The sequence below is a fragment of the Desulfoluna sp. CLI2B genome (assembly GCF_056847375.1).
The window spans coordinates 27,670-48,035 of the sequence record NZ_CP186557.1; the positions used below are offsets into that span (position 1 = coordinate 27,670).

The window sequence follows — 20,366 nt, forward strand, 5'->3', positions numbered from 1 at the left end:
CGTTCAGGGTAACATTCTGCAAACCAACGCCCCGGAAGAATAGCAACAAGGATGCCAACCCCCTGAAAAATGACCAGGTCCCTTTTAATCAGTTTGATTTAGGTTGTTTATGAATCCTTGTCATGGATTCTGCGTGCCCTCGTCTTTGGCGCTGATTTGTGCAGGAATGCACGCATGATTTCACAAATCAATATAATTTAAAAGGGTTGGGGGTATGTGCAGAATTGCACGGCGTGCAGAACTGCACAGGGCGCGGAAGAAGGTTTTTTTTAACGTTCGGCGGGCCCCGTCTCCCCGGCGCAGGCCTCGACATTTTGGAGACAGCGTGGTAACTCCTCATAAATTCAGATGATCGCCGGGCCTCTTTGGAACTGTTCCGGGCACCGGCGTCCCTGACTGCCTTGAAATCCCAAACGGCGCATGGATGGCAATGAGCGAAACAGCATACGAAGTCCCCTATTTTCAGGAAAAATACGGCCACCTCTTCAGCGAGATGGATGCGATATTCAACGTGCTCCACGAAGGGATCTGCATCAGCAACGCCGAGGGGGTGATCCTCAAGATGAACCCCATGTACGAGCGGCTGTGCGGGTTGCCCCCGGAAGCTCTTCTCGGGAAAGAGGTGCGTTTTCTGAACAGTAAGGAGGGGGTGTTTGACGGTGCCCATCACGTGAGTCCGGGTGGAGAGCAAAGGGATCCTCCTCTTCATGGGGGCCGTGAGCCCGGTGATCCTGAAATCAAAGCGCCCGGCAAGCTCGGTGCAGCAGACCAGCGGGGGGCGAAAAAACCTTTTGCACGGCTACCCCGTTTTAAACGCCGACGGGGAGGTGGAGCTGGTGGTGACCTTCATCCGGGACATCAGCCACCTGACCCTGTTCAAGGAGCAGATCGAGTACCACAAGCACATTTTCCAGACCTTCTGGAGCAACATCCAGCATGGGGCCCGTGAGGTATCCGCCCCGGACGCCGTTGTGGTGGAGAGCCCGGCCATGAAGCAGGTGATGGCCCAGGCCCGCAAGGTGGCCGCCACCGATGCCACGGTGCTCATCTTGGGGGACACCGGCGTGGGAAAAGGCGAGGTGGCGCGATACATCCATTCCCGGAGCGATCGTTCCGGCAGCACCTTTTTCTGTGCGGACTGCACCAGCATTCCGGAGAACCTCATTGAGTCCGAATTGTTCGGGTATGCCCGGGGCGCGTTTTCCGGGGCAAGGCGGGAGGGAAAGCCCGGCTACTTCGATGTTGCGGCAGGCGGCACCATCTTTTTGGATGAGATCGGCGAGCTCTCCCTGAACGTGCAGGCAAAGCTGCTCCGGGTCCTTCAGGATCAGGAGATCATGCAGGTGGGGAGCCTGAAGCCCAAAAAGATTGACACCCGGATCATCGCGGCCACCAACGTGAACCTGGAAGAGGCCGTGGCCAAGGGCACCTTCCGCCAGGACCTCTACTACCGCCTCCAGGTGAGCGTCCTGGACATCCCGCCCCTCAAAGAGAGGCTCGAAGACATCCAGCCCCTGGCCCAGTATTTCCTTGAACGCTACAACCTGAAGTACCGCAAGCAGTTTTACTTCTCAGACGACGTGATGCCCATGCTGTTGCGTCACGGCTGGGCAGGCAACGTCCGGGAGCTCCAGAACATGATCCAGGGCATTGTCATCACCCTGGACAAGCGCGTCATCGAGCCCGAAGATTTTCCACGGCTCATGCCCAAAGAGGCCGCCCGGGGCTCCCGATCCTACGTGCCGGGCCAGGGCCAGGGGGGCAGGCCCCTGAAGGAGATCATGGCCGAGATCGAGTACGACATCCTCAGCAAAGCCATGGAGAGCTGCTGTTCCATGGAACAGGTGGCGGAGATGTTCCAGGTGAACCGCACCACCGTGTCCCGCAAACTCAAGGCAGGGAAGAAACAGGGATAGAGGCCCGCTACGCGGGCCTTGTTCTTAAGATATCCGGGCTAATCGTCCATGCCGGACTCGGCCTTGATCATCTCCCACCCCTCATCCACCACACAGGTGGGGGCTTCCATGTAGAGCAGCTCCTTTGTGTTGAAGAGCAGCTCTTCCCCTTCACTATCCAGAAAACCCGCAAAAAAACCGGAGACCTCCGGGCCGAGGTCAAGGGACGAGAAGAATTCGTGGAGCTCATCCGGGGAGTCTGTGTAGCTCTCCATGGGCTCTTTTCGGTTTTTCAGAAAGATCGTGATGGGGCCGTCGTTTAGTGGCTGATCTTTTTCGGAGGTGGCGGGTTCCCACAGGATGTTTACGGCCTGGATGTTGGAGAGGTTGATGGCGATGGTTTTGCCGTTAACGGTGTCGCTGACGAAAAAGCCCTCTGCCTCAACACCTTCGCCGAACTGAAGGAGGGTGGAGGTGAAGCGATCCTTTTCTTCTTTTCGAAGGCTGACGAAGACGGGTTCGTCCACCGTGGCCAGATACAGTCTCAGGATGAAGGTGTTGGTCTGTTGGGTGTCGTTCACGGTGAAGGCCTCCTGTTGCCGGAATGAGTGGGTACGTTTGAGTTGAAGGCCCACGATACGTGATGCGTTTTGTTTCAGCAATAACTCATTGGACTGGCTGCCCACTGTTTTGTCGGTGGCATTTCCCCCCTGATTCACACGGGTGTTCCTCGATGGTGGATCCTTCTGTTTTATTTCGACTATCCATGGAATTTGAATTGAAAACGCCCCGGGATTGGCGTAGGCAACGCAAAAGGGGCGAAGCCCGAGCCCTGAGGAAGATCGCGTTTCCTCCGCAATTCCCCGGCCCAACGGGCCTCCGCCCCGTGCCTTTGTGTGTTAACCCCCCAGACCCCGTGTGGAGTGATCATGGACAACTCAAACCGACTTTATTTCATGGATAATTTACGGAGCCTTACCATCATCCTGGTGGTGGCCCTTCATACATCCCTTTGCTACATGGCCTTTGCCCCGGAGTGGTGGTATGTGCTGGACCCCCAGCGCAGCCTCTTTTTCACCGCCGTGGTCATCGTGCTGGATGTCTTTATCATGCCCGTCATGTTCTATATCTCGGGGTATTTTCTCTTTGCCTCTTTAAGAAAACACGGCACCGGGCGCTTTCTTAAGGGCAAATTCATGCGCATCGCCCTGCCCTGGGTGGTGGGGGTGTTTGTCCTGGCCCCGCCCCTTGCCTACATGATCTGCTTTTCGCGCCAGATCCCCGTCTCCTACATCGATTTTTTCACCCATGATTTCTGGGGTAAAGCCTACCAGCAGGCCCACTACTGGTTCATCGGGGTGCTTATGGGGTTTGTTCTGGTGACAACAGCCCTGGCGTCGGCCTTTCCCTCCCTTGTGAAAAAGCCCGATCAGCAGAAAACTCCCGGGCCTTTGTTTCATGTGGGCTTTGTGGCCCTTACCACCCTGATTTTCCTTGTCGCTTCCCTGTCTTTCCCCCTGGACAGCTGGATTCACCCCGGCTACGTGTTCGTGTTCCAGCCCGTGCGCATCTGCGGCCTGTTCCTCTTTTTTCTCCTGGGCATTTACTGCGAGCAAAACGGCTGGTTCACCCAGGGCGGCTATGAACCCAAAGCCCTTCCCTGGGGTGTTCTCGCATTGATCTCCGGGGCCCTGTACCTTTACATGAAGCTTGTCTTCCCCGAACCAAAGCTCACGACCCTGCTTCTCAAAGGGGCCAACGCCGCGCTCTTCAATATGTTTTGCTACACATGCATCATCTGGCTCCTGGCCCTGTGCAAGACCTGCTTCAACCGCACCGGCACCGTGCTCAGGCACTTCTCCGACAACTCCTACGGCAGCTACTATGTGCATCAGTTCTTCGTGTTCGGGGTCTCCTACGGCCTCACCAAGGTGCAGCTTCCCATCTTTCTCAAATTCGCGCTGACCCTCACCCTGGCCGTGACGCTCTCCTGGGGCACCTCGGCCCTGATGCGCAGCAGCGCCGCCATGCGCCGGGTGTTTTAACCCCCCTCGTCCAGTGCCGGGGCCTGCCACAGGCCGTGCCCCGGCACCAGGGAACACACGCCTCGGTGCCGGTTCATTGCCGCAGCACCGGATGCTCCTCCATTGGCCGCGGCCCCCGGCCTTCCGACATCTTCTCCTGTTCCTGCTTGTAAATCGCCACAATCCGATCCAGCTTTTCATACTGCCGGGCCAGCAAATCCTCGGCGATGGTCCGCACGCCCCACCGCTTGAAATCCACCTGAAGCCCATTGCCCCCCGGGGCCTCAGCCCCGTCCAACTCCACAAGAAAATCCCCCACCGACGCCAGCAACCGGTGAATGTCCTTAATGGCCTCACACAACTCCGTGATCTCCGACCCCGCAAAGATCCCGGGCTCGCTACACGTTTCTGATCGTGTCATGATGGACTCCTTTTTTTTGTGAATTGCAAATGGCAAATTGTGAATGGCAAAAGGCAAAAGGCAAAAGGCAAAAGGCAAAAGGCAAAGGGTAAAAGGTGAATAGTGAATAGTGAATAGGGAATAGGGAATAGAAAAAGATCATTCCCGCTATGCCGTGCCGTCCGGGGTACCTGCAACGCCCGAAGCTCCGTGGCCCGTAGGGTGCGTCCCACGCACCGAAACCGATGCGTGGCGTTCCCCGGCAACACCCCAAAAGCGGAAGCCTTTGGGACACGCTTATTCCCCCCCCCTATGCCAAAGCACCCAAGCTACCTCCAACGCTCAAAGCTCCGTGGCCCGTAGGGTGCGTCCCACGCACCGAAACCGATGCGTGGCGTTCCCCGGCAACACCCCAAAAGCGGAAGCCTTTGGGACACGCTTATTCCCCCCCCCTATGCCAAAGCACCCAAGCTACCTCCAACGCTCAAAGCTCCGTGGCCCGTAGGGTGCGTCCCACGCACCGAAACCGAAGCGAAGCGTTCCCCGGCAACACCTCAAAAGCGGAAGCCTTTGGAACGCGATTATCTATCCCCCATGACCTATGACCTTTATCGCGTCCCACTCCCCAGAACCGATGCGCGGCATTCCCCGACAACACCCCAAAAACGAAACCCTTTGGGACCCGCCTATTCCCCCCCCTATGCCAAAGCACCCAAGCTACCTCCAACGCCCGAAGCTCCGTGGCCCGTAGGGTGCGTCCCACGCACCGAAACCGATGCGTGGCGTTTCCCGGCAACACCCCAAAAGCGGAAGCCTTTGGAACGCGATTATCTATCCCCCATGACCTATCACCTATATCGCGTCCCACGCCCCAGAACAGATGCGTGGCGTTCCCCGACACCACCCCAAAAACGAAACCCTTTGGGACACGATTTCCTATCCCCTATCCCCTATCCCCTATCCCCTATGACCTATAACCTATCTCTCGTCCCACATACCGAAACCGAATCATGGCGCTCCTCGACGCCCCGCCATCATTCCCATGGCTTCATTGTTGGCCAACACCCAAGCGCACCAACAGCAACACCAAGCACGGTTATTATTCACAGCTTACTGAAAGAGGAAAATTTTTCAGGGCCAGCCATGCCTCAAAAAAGAAAACTGGCCGTTCCCTGAAAGGGAAAAGGGAAGGCGCGACTCCGTCAAACGCAGGTCGCGAAGAATGGGCGCATCGCTAAGAATACCAGGGCTGATAGAGCACGCGCAGAGACCCGGTGAAGCGCCTTCCCGGCCGTTAATCAGGGAAGCACGCGTGCATGGGCCATTTGGCACAGCAATAGCGTTTGTAAAAGGGGATTCGTATACTGGGGATTAAGGAAAAATCGCCTTGAAAAGGAGAGGGGGGTGGTGTAAAAAACCGTTTAGCCATGATGACCTCCCTAGAAGGTTGTTTTGGTCAGGCCTGGCAGGATGTTAGCCGCATCCTGTCGGGTCGCATCATGTATCGATAATAACTAGTTATCGTCTCCCACCATAATTTCATCTTTTTTGCCTGTCAAGATTTTTGTCTGAAAAATTCGACTGTTATTCATTTTGAGGGATGTGGAATAATGCGGTGCTTAGGCCTGCATGGGGTTGGTATACGCAGTGCTGCCTGAAGCCTCGATGCTTTGACGTCAGGATTGTCAATCATCAATACATAAGGATATCTTTGACCGCTGATCAGGCGTCAAACAGCTGCCGACCAAGAAACCGAAACACATACGAAGGAGTATGCCCCTTGAGCAGTGATATAGCTGAAAAAGACTGGAAACTGCTCCGTGATTTGCAAGATCTCACCTTGAATACAGCCTGCGACAAGGTGCTGCAAAGGGTTACGGACCTTGTGGCACTCGCGGAGTGCTGAAAATCACACATACTATCAGAAGCTGTGGACACTTATGCAAGATGAAGACAAGCAGATCTCCCTCATGTTTGATAGCTTCAAGCAGAGCACCGCCAAGGTGACCATGTGGCGGAAAAACGGCCTGCTGTCCGAGGAAGTGTTCGGAAAGCTGACGAAGGAGACGCAAGAGCAACTTCTGGCGTATGAAAAACAGTGGAGGCAGAAGTTATATGAAAGACTGAAGGGCCTATGAGGTTTGCAAAAGTGTAGTGATCAGCGAAAAAACAAGCACCCAAATTAAATGGTAACTTCTAAAGGCTCTACCATCGGATTAGCGGTTTCTTGGTGTCACCAATCTGCGCCACGCATCCCAATTTAATAATATTATCAAAACTAAAATAACGTAGAGACATAGAATGCTCTCGCAAAACATTTTGCAGTTACTTTTTGACAATAAAGTTTTTTGTCCAATATCAAGACGCGACTCAGGATCCCACGTTCAACAAACCTGAATATCGGCAATTTTTGGAGAGAATTCTGGATCTAATAGAGCCATTTGTCGACGGATATTTGATCGTAAATCTATGGAGGGTTGTAGGCAGAATTCCTCAAATTCCGATAGGGTAACAGTTTCCAAGTTTGGAAATAATAGTTTCAGATAGCCGCAGGTCAGACGCTGAACGGACTGAGTATCACGCAAGTCACCGTATGATTGAGTGTGGTCCTTAACGAAAGTCATATGTTCCTGGTTTACTCTAAGAGAAGTACAAGCACTCCTCGAAGTAATCAGCTCGCAGGGCAAAGGACTGACACAATGAGGTTGATTGTATTCTGGGAAGCTCCCAGCCAGGAACCAATGCGTGGAAACGGTCAAGAAGAGCTGTGGCTTCATGACCCCTCAACCATCTCGGCAATTCGGTAAAACAATTTTCATCTCGTGGTCGCCCATCAACAATGGGAACATTACCCAAGATAACAAAACCCGCGTCAGAAGAACCATGAAACCCCATGACACGATACTCACCAGACTCTAAATACCCTTTAAGAGCCCCGACAATTTCTCCTTCATTGCTCAGCTTGATAGTTTGAATCTCATCTAATATCACTGCATTATAATTTGAAATGATACCAGATTGCTGACGACTCATATCGTAAAAAAGCTGGGCTCGAGTAACGACACCACCACTCACAAGCCATGCGTGCCTCGACAACTGACTATAAATGTATGACTTTCCCGTCCCCTTGGGTGCAAGCTCCATGATATTTACACGGGGTTCTATGAGAGGTAGCAGCCGGGATAAAATTAATAGTTTCTGTCTTGTTGAGTATTCACGCTCGTCATAGCCCATTGTCCGGGCCAGCAATGCCAGCCACTCTGATAGGTCAAATTCTTTTCGTTGAGCAAGAAAATATTCAAGGTCAATGCTTGCGGCCTGCATGGGGTTAAAATTCGTCATAACGATATCATACTTATCTTCCTTCTCCTGAGATGGCATCCAGGTTAAAGTACCACTTCCCCAAACATTGCCCATTAGCAACAAAGGATTAGCATCAACTATGGAATCAAGTACAATCCCATTGAGGTCAAGGCAAGGAATTCGTAATTGTAAGGTTCCTTTGGTTGGGTGAACCTTTACGCTGAATGAATCCAGAATTTTCAACGGTGTGCCGTTACGCAGATCATACATCAAAGTTTCTTTCTGCTTTTTGTCTGGCAGGTATTTTGCGACAAATTTTTGCATACCTTCACTGTTGATACTCCCAGAACCATCGCTATAACGACTGACTAACCAGTCAGAGACAAATGCTGGAATTGTGCGCCCAGAGAGCCCGACTTTGGATGCTATCCCTTTGTGTACACATACGTCCGGAAACGAACTGGCTATCTTCCGGTCAAGATATTCCTGATTTATTTCATTCTCAGATATCGAAGTCATCGTCAAAATCCGTTGACATAGCGCCTTTGGTCGGCACTTTTATTGTTAATGTCTTATCAAGCTCTTCGGCCATGCTCTTAACACGATAGCGAATAGATAAATCGATGTTACTATCGCCTATGGTAGAGGCATTGAAATGAAAATATAATTTATGAATTTTACTTTTACCAATTTTGATTGGCAGGCTCGATATGGCCTCTATTCCAGTTAGTTCTATTTCAACCACTTTCACGGCATAGTTGTTGGGGTTAGATATATTCAGTACAACATCATTCTCGGTACGTTTGCGAAAGATATCCCCCTCAAGTGAAAAAATAAGCGGTTCAAGAGCTGTAGGCTTCTTGTTGCTGAATAAAAACCAGGGGACAGCCATCTCTTGGGGAGAACAACCGCCGTGGGTAGCGCCATGGGGGCGACAGTTAAAACAGCAGTATCCCCGGGGTAAAATCACTTCTTTTTTTAAACCGCATAAGCCGGGATTCAACTTCCAAACATGTTTTACAGGCAGAGACTCAACAAGCTCCTGCTCTAATCCCGAGAGCGATCGAGTTTTGCCATGCTTTCCAGTACCGATTTTAATAACCTCAGCATCCTTAGGAAGAATTGTATAGCCATGGTCACTGCAAATCAAAACCTTGAGAGACTTTCCGTAAAGGTCTTTGAAATCCTTTAGACATTGAACAATCTGATTTGCTTGACGATTGACATACTCGTGATATTTGTATTTTCTTGAGAATTGCCGAAGGTTGGAGTGTAAATATTCTCGGTCGAGCTGATTGTCCAAATATAAATAGATCTTGGCAGGCTCCTGAATGAGCTCAAGAAGAGAACCATCATTATCTGTTTTAGCTTGCACGATCATTTCCCGCTAATCCCAGAAAGCCTTGCAATAAATCTTTGTAAAAGACAGCATTCGGTTTTTCATCTGGAATTTGCGACTTCATTTTCCCTGCCACCAGGACTGGCTTAGCAACTTCAGTCTGTGAAGGCAAAAAAGAAAAAAAGGGAACTGGCTCTGTTAATGGATAAAGGTTGTTTTTTTGCATTATTGGCAATACCACTTCACAGGCGCAGAGGTAGTCAAGACCGTCAAAAACGACCATGAGAATCGGTTCATCAATACTGCATCCTTTTAGTTGGGAAATTTGTCGGTATGCCATTCCCTCTCCATTAAACAGCATCTCTTTTTTGTAATGCTGCTGGAGCCAGTCTTCAAAATTATTTAAATATGGTTCTGTTGCATCTAATTTTCCAAGCAGCGAACAAGAGTCGTAATATGGAAGATATTCATTTTCCATCCAACTTTGAACTTCTGACACACTGCTTTTATCCGATATAAAAGAAGGAGCATCAGCGAGGATGAGTTGCTTGGCCAAAGAGATGACTTCAGGGATATTTAAAGACACTATACGATCGTAAACCGAAGTGCTTATCGTTATCCCGGCCTGCAGCTGTTGGCGGAGCTGCTCCTGAAGAAAATTTGCCTCGAAATCCAGTTTTCCTGAAATAAACAGGATAGCTTCTTCGGGTGAAATTTCCCATTTTTCCAATAGAAAATTTCTGGCAAAGACAGCAATTTTTTCCGGAATTTGAAGAGAGGAAACGAGGTGTGGGAGCTGAGTACGATTAGGAAATTTGGATAATTCAAACCAAATTTCATCCTGCTGTAACCAGTCCGAAATCTTGTTGTCAGGATACAAAGATAATTGCTGTTCCCAAATGACGAACTTAGCTCTTTGAAATGGGTTCTCCAACAACCATGTTAAAAGCTCTATTTGACAAGAGCGCTGGTGATGCCAAGTTTTCAAGTGCTCGTGTACAAGGAGCTTTTCAAGGGGGTGTAGCTCTTTTTCATCACGGCCTGTGAAGTATTCAAATAAAGCCGAAAGTCCATCTTGAGTATCAGGGACGTGGCTAACCCAAGTTTCTCCCAGAAGAACCCTCTTTAACCAATTTTCAATTGTTTCTCCGTTGCTGGGTTGTTCTTTTGCTTTGCCAAGCAAATCCATCTCCACAACCCATTGAGGATGAGCCGTTATATACTTAGGTATCACGGCTTGCTGCAGTATCCCAGCGAGCATTGCAACTGGATCAAGAACTTGCTTTATTGCTCCGTATTTAAGAGCGGAATCGAAATACTTGAAAAGAACTTGATTACGGACGATAACCCGTAAGTCATCTCCAGACTCAGAATGTACCTTAATCGTGGAAAGCTCATCCTCAAATTGATCAGCTTCAGTTACAAGACGATCCTTTTCAGTTACTTGGCAAAGTTCATATTGGTCGCAGATAATTTCAATCATAGGCCTTATGCTCCGAAAATATGCTTGCCGACAACACGATAGATAATTGCTACTTTTTCCTGCTCATCCATACCTTTTCCTAACTGCTCCAGGGTAGAATTCAGCATGTTTTCAAGGACACCACCATTTGTCGAGAGAGAGTCCATGATTGTAAAGGTCCTCACCATATTTTTGCCGTTCAAAAACATACTGAGGGATCCTTGACCTGGTAGCGGAGTTGGGACAGGATCAGACTCGTCTCCTTTGACTGGATCGACACGTGGTTGTGGTTCAAAGGAATCAATGAAACTCTTTGCAGATTCGAGTTTTGCAGCAAATTTTACCACCATATCATCCCCCCAGGAGGAGAAGGCGAGTCCTGTCAACTTCTCTGCAATGTCCAGCAAGACGACGTCGTTGATGTCATCACTCTCACGGCAAGTATTAACTAAACGAGCCATATCACCGCCATAGACATAAATTCTCTTTTCCTCAGAAAGCCCTCTGAACCAGGTCGCTAAACCTATGCCTGGTTTAGAGTCACAACCAAAGACATCGCTATACACAGAAATAACTCGTGTTTTTAACGTATCAAATAAATTTTCAAATTCTTTTATTATTGGGCCGACTACATCTTCAACCCGTTTTTGTTGAACTTTTTTATCCGTATCAAAAACATACTCAAAGGCATCTTTCAATAAAATTTGCTGAATATCTGGTTCAAGCTCTGCAAGAGGCCGAAACATATATTCGCGTAAAATGGCCGCTTCATCAGAAATTTCTTCTGTTAATTGAGCATGTTTAGGCAAGGCACGATACCAGGCCCCAACCATATTTCCGACTTTCTTTACTCTCTCAAGGGGTGGATCAGCTGGGCTAAGTTCAACATTAAATAGCTTGGCCATGCCGTTAGTCAGGGCTTTTTGATTGGAACTAACATTCACATATACCAACTTGTATTTTTCCGGCGAAGTGAAAACCTTTTCCAATGTATCGTTTTCAATAACGGTTATCTTTTCTATATGGTTAGCATTACGAAGGAACTCAAATGATATATTGCCAAAAGCCAACTCATTATGAGCTACGGCTGCAAAGAACAGAGGCATGGCTCGGCATTTCACTCCGAATGGCGGTTTTCGTAATGCCCGAACAACATTATCCATCTTTACCGGGTGACTACGAGCTTTTTCGATATATTTTTCAATACACTCCCAAGTCTTGCTCGCCCCCCTAAATGCCATGTCGTCTGGCTTTTCAATAATATATTCCCCAGCCTGGTTTTTCCGTAGCAGACCATTGCTTTTAAAAAGTTGGGTGATGATATGCTTGGGGGCGGTGGCTGTCTCATTCCAAAGATTTTCTGCCGCCCCTTTGGCTGCCAGTTTAATTATGATATCACGGCAGTCTTTCCTGTAACCCCAATTTCCAACAAAATCATCTAAGGTCAACTTGGGCTCGTGAATATTAGGGCAATCTGGAAACACCTCATACATTACATTAGTGGTTAATTTTTTGATCTGTCTTGTGTTTAATACTTTTTGCAACTGGCCTTTCCAAAAATAATCAAGCATTTGCATTTCTGGAGAAAATAAATCTCCCACCGTATCAGTAAGTTGGGTAGATTTATCTTCATCCCAAACACGCCACTCCTCGTGAAGCTCTCCACCTTCAGCATAAAGACTTGCCTCGTTAGTCTTCAAATACGAAAGGGCCTGATGCTCTCTCAGTAGGTTAAAGATCTGCACCGGTTCTTTGGGGACAGCCAGCACCACCTGATTATATTTCTGGACAGCAAGCTCTGTAGCGGCAATACTTTTAGCTTCTTCTATTTCACTTCTATTTGCACAAAGAACCACCAAAAGGATTCCATCCTGAAATGTCCCTGTCCCGAGGTTTTTGGTTAAAATATGAAGATTTTCCTTGAGCTGGCTCATGCTGATTGGCTCAATCATCAACTGTCGTACTACTCCGTACTCGTCACCGTAGCTTGTTGCTTCATAGCTCTCACCAACTGGTAACCTTACCCATAAGGATTTAAGGTACTGAACTGGGCTTGGCCTTAATTTTTCTGGGGTGTCATTCAACAGTTTGCCAACTTTCTTCATGAGAGATTCAGTGGAACTGCTCACCGCTGGCCGATAGGAACCATCCGAAGACAGCTTCAACAAAATATGATTCTCATTTTGCAAATCAGAGTGGCGGGCCAGCTCATTTACAAAAGCCTGCTTTTTCTCCTGCGGAATATCCAGAGAATAAGCAAGGATTTCGTCTGTCACTCTAATTCTGGTCGGATTTGTAACACGAAAAACAGACACAGCTTTTAAAATTCTTAAACCCAACTCGTCATTGCTATCTATCCGCGCTTTAAGATATTCAAAATCTCGATAAATTGAACATGTCCGTTCTTGTTGTCTGACATCATTAGCAAAGTAATCCCATAAACCATCCACAGTAAACATGGGCGGACAAGTTGCTTCAGAATCATATACCGCCTTGGCTAAGTAGCGTTTAAAACTTCCGGGCTCATCTTCACAAAGGCAAGTAAATAAGGTTCTATTATTCTGTGCGACCTTTTCAGAGATTGCAGGTAAGCTATACACTGACATCGGATGCAAAGGGTAAGTTCCCAAAACCACTGTGGCTTTGAGTTCGTCTCGAGTAAAGCCAGTGAAATATTTTAAGCGAGAAGTTTCCTGGACTAGTGAGTCAAAGTAGGCATCATGTTCGGTTTTCAATCGATCCCAGCCAATGGCAGACTCATCGGCTACAATAACTCCGTCAATAAGCTGGAACGTTTCAACATCAGTGCTCTTCATTATGTATTGCTTAAAACGGCCTTCTATTTTACGCAAATCATCTTCAAGTTGATGATTGTTCTCTCCCATGGTATTCATGGAGATATCATGATATTCCTTTAGTGATCTATGACAGAATAGGTAAAAATGGATCTGATTGTCTCCACTATTATTACAACATTCTGCAAATTCTTGTAAAACCAAGCCCTCCTTGCCAGTTGGGTCCTTAACAACCTCACCCATTTTATGCCCAAACTCATCCCAAAAAACGACAATACCGGCAAACCCATGTTTCGCTTTCAGTTCCTTGACCACTGAGGTATAAAACTCGTTTGGTGACAGCATGGTGGTGAACTCAAACTGGCTGCCAGCAGAAAACACAGGATGAATGGATCTGAACACATCAATGCCCTCTTTTTGAGATATAAAGTTTTGGGACAACTTGTTTTTCAACTCTTCCATCTATAATGGTTCTGCTCAATAGGGTTGTTCGCAAGCTCATCTTTAAGTTTGGTGAAACTTGCGGGAAAGTTCGCTTCTACCATTTGAATTCTTGCCAAAGCTGCATCAAAGGCAGAGGTTGGTAAGAGATAGTCTAAGCCTTCTGATTCAAGTGCCTGTCGCAAACCCATCATCAGGCCATCTGCAATGTTTCCGGCATCTCCATAAAGATTTACGACAAGAAACTTTTCCGGGACCAACTGGCGAAACTCGGTTAAGACATCCTTTGTATCTGTATCCAGTTTCTCTATGACTTTCTGAAGCTGTTTAGTCTCTAAGTCGCGGACATACAAATTGAGCAGAACAAGTGCCAAATGACTTTTTCCTGTACCATAGGTACCCATGATGATCCGTGAGCGTAGGTCACTGGTAGGATGAAGCTTCTTTGCTAAATCCAAAATAATTTCCTTAGCAACCTCAGTTGGAATAAAGCCACCAACTTTTTCAAGGTTGTCACGGTCATTTTGCAAGTTTACAGCCGCCTTAAAACCAGGCGATATATGGATAAAGTCACTTAAATTTTGGATTGTCATGCCTGCTCTCCACTCATGAATTAGACGGATATCTCAAATTTTCCTACTTTGATGGTGCCCAAATAAGGCCTCTGTTGCTTTTATCGATCTCTTTCAGGACGCTCAAATCCTCTTGACAATTCAGTAGCAAAACAAATGGGTGTTTAGGCTCACTCAATAGGATATTTTTCAGAAAAGCGATCCTCTCGTTGTCGGGCCACTTGGCATATATTGGCTCTAAATCGGTAGCAATGGTTACCTGTGTATTTGCCATTTTATAAAGCTGGTCGCGAATATCCTGCCAGATAAAGAACTCATTCAGCCTGCCCTTATACTTTTTTTCGAAATTGATCACCTGCGCGTCGGTACTCCCTGCAAATTCTTCCACCAAAGAACTGGGAAATAAGGTGTCCTGCGGGCCTTTGATGATAATCAGCACCTTGTACCGATGTTCCCGGTAACGATAGTATCGTTCTAACAGTTCATCATAAATAGCCATAATGATCACCTAAGAAAAAAGCTGGGTTTATTGGCCGAGAATCTTCTCGACTTCTTTTTTCCCCATGGCAAGTGCATCCATGGGTTCCTCACCGTCCAACTCATGATAATAAGCACTCACCATGGGCAGAGGCGTACAGTCCATAATAGAGATTGAATTTAGGCCTGCGGTATGGCTGATCCATACTACCTGTTTCTGGTAGTATTCCCCAATATCAACTAACAGGCTGTCAATATCCTCCCTTACAAGCATGAAAATGCGTCCCACATTACCGGCTTCAAGCAGTTTTTCCAAATGAACCGATTGGCGTTTATTCTCTATGGCCCAGTCTAAAAGGGCGTAGGCGAGAATGGCCTTGGGGAGAGGTGGTGCATTTTCTGTTTTGCGCTGATAATTACCGTTGTCATCGACTAGCCAAAAGCCAAAATCAGCTCCAAGTCGTGTTCCTTCGAACACTTGTTTAAATGGCGAGAAGATCAGCTTGTGAAACACACTATCGGTCATGGGCTTTTCATGGTTCGCGTCCCAATGTGCACGCAGTGCTTTCTCGAAATCATTCCGGCTGAAGCAGTTTTTAGTGAATTCGTTGCAATAAAAAGAATAAAACCAGGCCGGACTACTGGTTTTGGATAGGTTATAGTGCAAGAGCCACCAGATGCCATCCTCTTCAAGGTTAGGATCGTGCTTGGCAATGATTTGGCCTAAAGGAGTGAGCTGAAAGCCCCCTTTCTTTTTGCAGACAATTCCGGCAGATTCGGCCCAGGTACGGGCAGCACCAACCTTAAGCTTACCTACCCTTAAAATGGACTGTGCCTTCTCGACGGCCTTAGGAAGAAAAAGGTCAGGATTATCAGGTAAATTTTTTAGAATAAGTCGTAACCATGCCTCTTCAAAACCAAATTCGAATTTTGCCATACTAATTATTTTCCTCTTTTTGTTAAAGAATCGAGGATTGGACATAAATGTTTAACACAGGATAAGCAGCTATTGCATTTTGTATCGTCTACTTCAAAACCACCCTCTGACTTAAGGGCCTTAACCTTACATTTGGCTCCGCAGGCTCCACAAAAAATGCAGGTCTGTAATTTTTTAAGCTGCTTTTCAACTCGTTGCTGGAAAAGCCGCCGATATTTTTTGATCAGATAGTTGACTCGGATGGCCTGGTCCACATAGCCGACTTCTACACTGGCCAGAATCTCATGCGTTTTTTTATCATGGATGAAAAATGTCTCGCCATAGTCGTCACTACTCACTCTGGACTGAGGACCAAACGGGCGCAGAAAATTACGCACGAGGTGGATATCACCGCTCAAAAGCTGGTACATTACGGCATCATTTGAGAGCTTACAGGGTTGAGATTCCAGGGTAGATTTATAATGATCCAGACCCCGGCCTCCTGCTCGCGCCCTCCAGCCTTGATCAGTGAATATTTCAGGGTTAGGATGTTGCATGCGTTCGGCCTGATTTTGGAGAAAGGTCCGCCATTTTTTGTCTTTTAGCGGGTAACGAAAACTCATCATTTTTTGCGACCAACTACTATTGTAGGGACAATAAAGGCACCCCACCCGCCGAAATCCTTTTTTATAGGCACTGTTAAAGGGCAACTCGTGAAAGAGGAGGTAGGCCCATACTTCTATATCAGTCCAATGAAGAATAGGGCTAACAAGTACTTCTCTTGCAATTTTATTTTGACTGGATATACGCGTGTATTTTGATCGTCTGGTTGATTCAGCGCGTCTCACTCCATCGAAGGTCAACACACCTTGCTCTGGACTCATAGAGTCAATAAGTTTTGCCAAGGGGTTGGTCTTATGGGTGGTACAGCACCAACGAAGGATGCGGCTGGGAGGGCCAATAGTTTCTGCTGTCTGAAAGAAATCAAGCTTTGACGTGCTTTTAATGAGAGGCGTAAGGGGATGGTGTTGCTGAAAATCTTTGATATATTGGTAGGTGTCAGGAAATTCGATGGTAGTGTCGGCAAAAATATGAAGTACATCACTACGACCTAATCCGTTCATCACCAAATGAGAGGCAACCGTCGAATCCTTGCCTCCGGAAAAAGAGATAAGCGTTGTTTTGTTGCCATAATTGTTCACTGTTTGGCGGATAAAATTTTCAGCCTCATATTGCAAATTTTCGATATATTTTTTGTTTGCTTTCTGGAAAGTGTCCATCCACTGCTTTTTGGTCCTCGCCAGCGGTTTTAAGCTAAGAGCCTCAGGGGTCATGGTAACCTTCTCAGTATTGACTGCTAACTTAAAGATTAAAATACCTTGAATATAATAGGCATGCTTAGCATGAACTACCCACACCTCACCTTCTTTGAGCAGTGGATGTATCTTTTTGGCCACCAGCTTTTTGAGAAACTGAATCTCCGGTCGAAACACCGGTACCAAAGTAGCAGCGCAGAGATCCCGGCCTTGAGCACCACAGGCTAAACATTTTGGTTTAAGCAGGGGAACATGGCAGGAGTCGCACCAATAGGCCCTTTTTCCTGTTGGTTTACTCATAATTTGATCATTCCCCGTTTCCTTTTTTTGATTGCAATAGAGCGAGGGCGCTGCTTTGGTTCCACTCCTGGCTCGTCCTGTTCTAATTCTCGAAGCGGCTTTCCAGTTGGGGGGGATGGCGATGCCAAGTGAGAATCTATGGCTGGAGTAATCTTTAAAAAATAATCGTCAATGGCCTTAAGAATTGTGACGAGCAAGTTGTCTCGCGTTGGACCGTTTCGTAAGAGCGCAAGCAGGTTGTCAGCCAATTTTAGTTTTGCTCCATTTTGAGAGTAGGCTTGAAAAAAATTGGTATGTAAAAAACTATCCAACGGCTTTCTTGTTGCTCTATTTTTGATATCAGCAGGGGGTAACTCTAGGATATGGCTCACCACAGAAGAATTAAGTTCAACCACCAGACCTTTCTTGTGGCGGGTACGGTAAAAATTGTAAAACATATCCTTGAGCTTGGATAGGTAGATGGAACCATCATCATCCATGCTGCGGATGAAAATAAAGGCCATAACCAACTTGTAAGAGGTATTATTACGGCTTACAATGTAATTGGCTAAATCATCCACCGGTTCTGGCAGTAATTTGATAAGACTTTGGCAAGTCTGCTTCTGCCAATTTTGTGGTCGGTCATAAAAACCTCCGCCAATACCCTTAAATCTTGTCTTAAAACCCAGGGCAGCAGTGATGTTTTGTTCTGAAAATTCTCCACGCAAGGCACTAATGATACGGTCTTTTTTTTGAGGTAGCCCTGTTTCGTCAATCAACAGCTCAATGGCTGTGGAAACAGAGCGGTAGCCGCCTAACCCCCATAGCTTCAGGCCATAAGTGCCACGATTAATGATTTCAATTGAGTCGTAGCGGAGAATGGCTGCGTGAGCATTGTGATCGGAAAGATTCTTGAAGTTTTCATTCGATTGCCGGATACTGTTAGCAATCGCTCGAAAGTGCATGGGCGTTCCATTGCTTTCCAAAACCTGGCAGGCCACCTCTTCAAGGTTATCACTATACTTTTTCTTCCACAGCTCTAAGGGAAGCACCACTTCATCATGAATCATTAAGGGTCTATCGCTGTTTTCCACTAAATGCTCAATAAAGGCAGGGAAAAAAGTAGTAACAGGCTTGCCTACAGGGCATTTGTGTTGACAATAATCACTCAATTTGGATGCTAAAACTTGGATATGGAAAGATTCAGTTGTTTCAAAGTCAAGCTTCTGTAACTGCTCCCTTGGCAAGCTACAACTCTGACAAGGAGACAGGATTTGACAGGTCATGATCTTTACGACCGCATCTGGATTCTCGAGAAGAAGAAATTGGCTTAAGGCTGGGGGAAAAGGTGCTGTTGGCCAATCATAATGAGTCTGCAAAAGTGAAGATAATGTTTTTAACTTTATCAGGCCACCACCGTGCACTACAAGATTATCTTTCTGTTGCCAAAAAGAATGTAGCCTATCCAGGTTTGCCTTTATGCGTAATTTATGAAATCCTTTTTTTAGAATCTGCCTAGCCCGCTCCCTTGTGATTCCGAATTGTTGACCGAGCTCTTCTAATGTTGGGACTTTACCTTCAGTAAAGCAAAATCTTTGCTTGAAGAGCTCTTGATTTCGTTCATTTTTTTCGCATTGGTTTATGAAAGACTCAACCATTGAATCATAGCTTGAGTAATCAATAATTTCATGATCTCTCTCTTGGCTATCACTGAGGCAGACTAATCGGACAATTTCTCTCAATTCATTTAGGCTTTTGCGGCCAAAGTTTTTGATTTGCAATAGGTCGCCACCCGGAGTAAGCATAACCTCTCCGATTGTCAGTAAGCCTAAATCATTCAAAGCGTTTAATGTACGCTGAGAAACTATTAAATCAGATAGTTTTGTAGAGGTACGGAATTCCGGGTGAAAATCCTCGATAGCTATGCATCTAAATCTTTGAGAAGAGAACAGTGGTAGAATAGAAATAGAATATTCAGTAGGCGGAAATGATAGTTGTTTTTGCTGATTCCCAAAAGTACATAACTCGTAAACTACATCCTGCAATTCCTGAAGGGATTTTGGTTCAAAGTTTGGCTGCTCCAAGAGATCTGTCTGTGGAGTAAGCATTATTTCACCAATTGTCTCTAATTGTAAGTCTTTAAGGATGTTTGTTGTGCAAGCAGAGAGGGCTATGTCTTTATTTTTTAAATTACCCTGGAAATCTGAGTGGAGCTGGTCAACAGAAAAGTTGTTCAACCTCCTATTAGAAAAGAGGGGCAGCAACTCAATAGTGTCATGCTTGGGTGTAGTAGATAACAGTTCTTCTGGCGATGGTGAGGACTTGGGCATACCTCCAGAATAGTGTGCAGTAAGAAAGGTCAATATTTCCTGAACTGTCTTTCTTCCGCAATTCGGAAAATTCAGTAGCTTTTCTTCTGAAAGAGAGGAGAAGTCCTTAAACGAAAAGCAGTTTTGCAAAAGAATATTGGTCGCCCGGACAGAAAGTTTTTCACTCTTAACAAATCGAATAAAATTATCGTGGGTATCTTTCCCAGATGGAATATCATCTTCGGTAATTCTATTATGATTTTTTACTAAGTCTGATTTCATTAGTTTGTATTCTTCCTTAGATTTGGGGCAATATAATCACCTCTCCTTGTAATGGTCAATAAAAAACGAAAGTAATTATAATGATGATAGACGGGGCTGTGTTTTAATTTTAGTCTTAAGATTTAAATCTATCATAAATATAGCTTATTATTCCCATTTTACCAATCACGTTTTATGGACTTTCATGTTCCCTCTTCGTGGCTATTGTAATTATCATAATGTCATTTTTTTTTGGTTCTTGGTTGTCTTTGCGGCGCAATCCCGATTCTCAGCAAAGGTAAGAATAGAATTTCTGTGTACTTTCTGTATCATCAAGAATTGATCTATAAAATTGAAGGTTTCGTCAAGTATGCAATGCTTACGGCCATCACAGTCGACAAAAGCCGTATTTTACGAGAGAATTCTGTCCACGCGGATTCACACGCTCAGCAACCATGACGGAGAGCCGAAAAAGCTTAAGCCTCTGTAATCTCGATTTATTGTCACTATTGCCTCTGGGATGATATTCTAATTCCTCGCTACGGTAACAGTCTGCTTGCCACCAGTTGTGATATGT

General features: G+C 46.5%; 15 protein-coding genes and 1 pseudogene. 4 read left to right on the forward strand and 12 right to left on the reverse strand.

Annotated elements, in window-relative coordinates:
* Positions 1-493: 493 nt before the first annotated feature.
* Together ACOYW2_RS00175 and ACOYW2_RS00180 are read left to right on the forward strand one after the other, a co-directional pair.
* Positions 494-613: pseudogene (locus ACOYW2_RS00175) on the forward strand (PAS domain-containing protein); the annotation flags it as partial.
* Positions 614-680: 67 nt separating this feature from the next.
* Positions 681-1,916, forward strand: a complete 1,236-nt coding sequence (locus tag ACOYW2_RS00180) for a sigma-54 interaction domain-containing protein (protein WP_482768965.1) — start codon at positions 681-683, stop codon at positions 1,914-1,916.
* A gap of 38 nt (positions 1,917-1,954) precedes the next feature.
* Here ACOYW2_RS00180 and ACOYW2_RS00185 read toward each other — a convergent pair whose 3' ends face one another.
* The gene (locus tag ACOYW2_RS00185) at positions 1,955-2,476 is read right to left on the reverse strand and encodes a hypothetical protein (RefSeq protein ID WP_482768966.1); all 522 of its coding nucleotides are present in this window, start codon (positions 2,474-2,476) and stop codon (positions 1,955-1,957) included.
* A gap of 348 nt (positions 2,477-2,824) precedes the next feature.
* On the opposite strand from ACOYW2_RS00185, the gene ACOYW2_RS00190 reads away from it, so the two are divergent.
* On the forward strand, positions 2,825-3,940 hold the full coding sequence (locus tag ACOYW2_RS00190; protein ID WP_482768967.1) for an acyltransferase family protein: 1,116 nt from the start codon (positions 2,825-2,827) through the stop codon (positions 3,938-3,940).
* Between the two features lie 73 nt (positions 3,941-4,013).
* Here the strand turns inward: ACOYW2_RS00190 and ACOYW2_RS00195 are convergent, their stop codons facing one another.
* Complete coding sequence (locus tag ACOYW2_RS00195) at positions 4,014-4,340, reverse strand: hypothetical protein (RefSeq protein ID WP_482414720.1); 327 nt, start codon at positions 4,338-4,340, stop codon at positions 4,014-4,016.
* Positions 4,341-6,259: 1,919 nt separating this feature from the next.
* Here ACOYW2_RS00195 and ACOYW2_RS00200 point away from each other — a divergent pair.
* Positions 6,260-6,457 carry a hypothetical protein gene (locus ACOYW2_RS00200; protein WP_482768968.1) on the forward strand — a complete coding sequence of 66 codons (198 nt, stop codon included), beginning with the start codon at positions 6,260-6,262 and terminating at the stop codon, positions 6,455-6,457.
* Positions 6,458-6,703: 246 nt separating this feature from the next.
* On the opposite strand, the gene ACOYW2_RS00205 is transcribed toward ACOYW2_RS00200, so the two are convergent.
* Genes ACOYW2_RS00205 through ACOYW2_RS00250 form a run of 10 tightly spaced genes read right to left on the reverse strand, consistent with a single transcriptional unit; the run spans position 6,704 to position 19,810 of the window.
* Complete coding sequence (locus tag ACOYW2_RS00205) at positions 6,704-6,943, reverse strand: BREX system Lon protease-like protein BrxL (protein ID WP_482768969.1); 240 nt, start codon at positions 6,941-6,943, stop codon at positions 6,704-6,706.
* Between the two features lie 16 nt (positions 6,944-6,959).
* Positions 6,960-8,141, reverse strand: coding sequence for a BREX system Lon protease-like protein BrxL (brxL, locus tag ACOYW2_RS00210; protein WP_482768970.1), 1,182 nt, complete (start codon positions 8,139-8,141; stop codon positions 6,960-6,962).
* Complete coding sequence (locus ACOYW2_RS00215) at positions 8,125-8,997, reverse strand: hypothetical protein (RefSeq protein WP_482768971.1); 873 nt, start codon at positions 8,995-8,997, stop codon at positions 8,125-8,127. The genes brxL and ACOYW2_RS00215 overlap by 17 nt, the downstream gene beginning before the upstream one ends.
* Positions 8,987-10,444, reverse strand: coding sequence for a hypothetical protein (locus tag ACOYW2_RS00220; protein WP_482768972.1), 1,458 nt, complete (start codon positions 10,442-10,444; stop codon positions 8,987-8,989). Before ACOYW2_RS00220 ends, ACOYW2_RS00215 begins: the two co-directional genes overlap by 11 nt.
* 5 nt (positions 10,445-10,449) lie before the next feature.
* Positions 10,450-13,680 (reverse strand): hypothetical protein, encoded by a 3,231-nt coding sequence (locus ACOYW2_RS00225; protein ID WP_482768973.1) that lies wholly within the window; start codon positions 13,678-13,680, stop codon positions 10,450-10,452.
* Complete coding sequence (locus ACOYW2_RS00230; RefSeq protein ID WP_482768974.1) at positions 13,668-14,252, reverse strand: hypothetical protein; 585 nt, start codon at positions 14,250-14,252, stop codon at positions 13,668-13,670. The genes ACOYW2_RS00225 and ACOYW2_RS00230 overlap by 13 nt, the downstream gene beginning before the upstream one ends.
* Before the next feature lie 43 nt (positions 14,253-14,295).
* The gene (locus tag ACOYW2_RS00235) at positions 14,296-14,730 is read right to left on the reverse strand and encodes a hypothetical protein (RefSeq protein ID WP_482421226.1); all 435 of its coding nucleotides are present in this window, start codon (positions 14,728-14,730) and stop codon (positions 14,296-14,298) included.
* 27 nt (positions 14,731-14,757) lie between these two features.
* Positions 14,758-15,645 (reverse strand): DUF4007 family protein, encoded by an 888-nt coding sequence (locus ACOYW2_RS00240; RefSeq protein ID WP_482768975.1) that lies wholly within the window; start codon positions 15,643-15,645, stop codon positions 14,758-14,760.
* 5 nt (positions 15,646-15,650) lie between these two features.
* Positions 15,651-17,240 carry a phosphoadenosine phosphosulfate reductase domain-containing protein gene (locus ACOYW2_RS00245; protein ID WP_482768976.1) on the reverse strand — a complete coding sequence of 530 codons (1,590 nt, stop codon included), beginning with the start codon at positions 17,238-17,240 and terminating at the stop codon, positions 15,651-15,653.
* Positions 17,237-19,810 carry a DNA-directed RNA polymerase subunit alpha C-terminal domain-containing protein gene (locus ACOYW2_RS00250; protein WP_482768977.1) on the reverse strand — a complete coding sequence of 858 codons (2,574 nt, stop codon included), beginning with the start codon at positions 19,808-19,810 and terminating at the stop codon, positions 17,237-17,239. The genes ACOYW2_RS00245 and ACOYW2_RS00250 overlap by 4 nt, the downstream gene beginning before the upstream one ends.
* Positions 19,811-20,366: the final 556 nt, after the last annotated feature.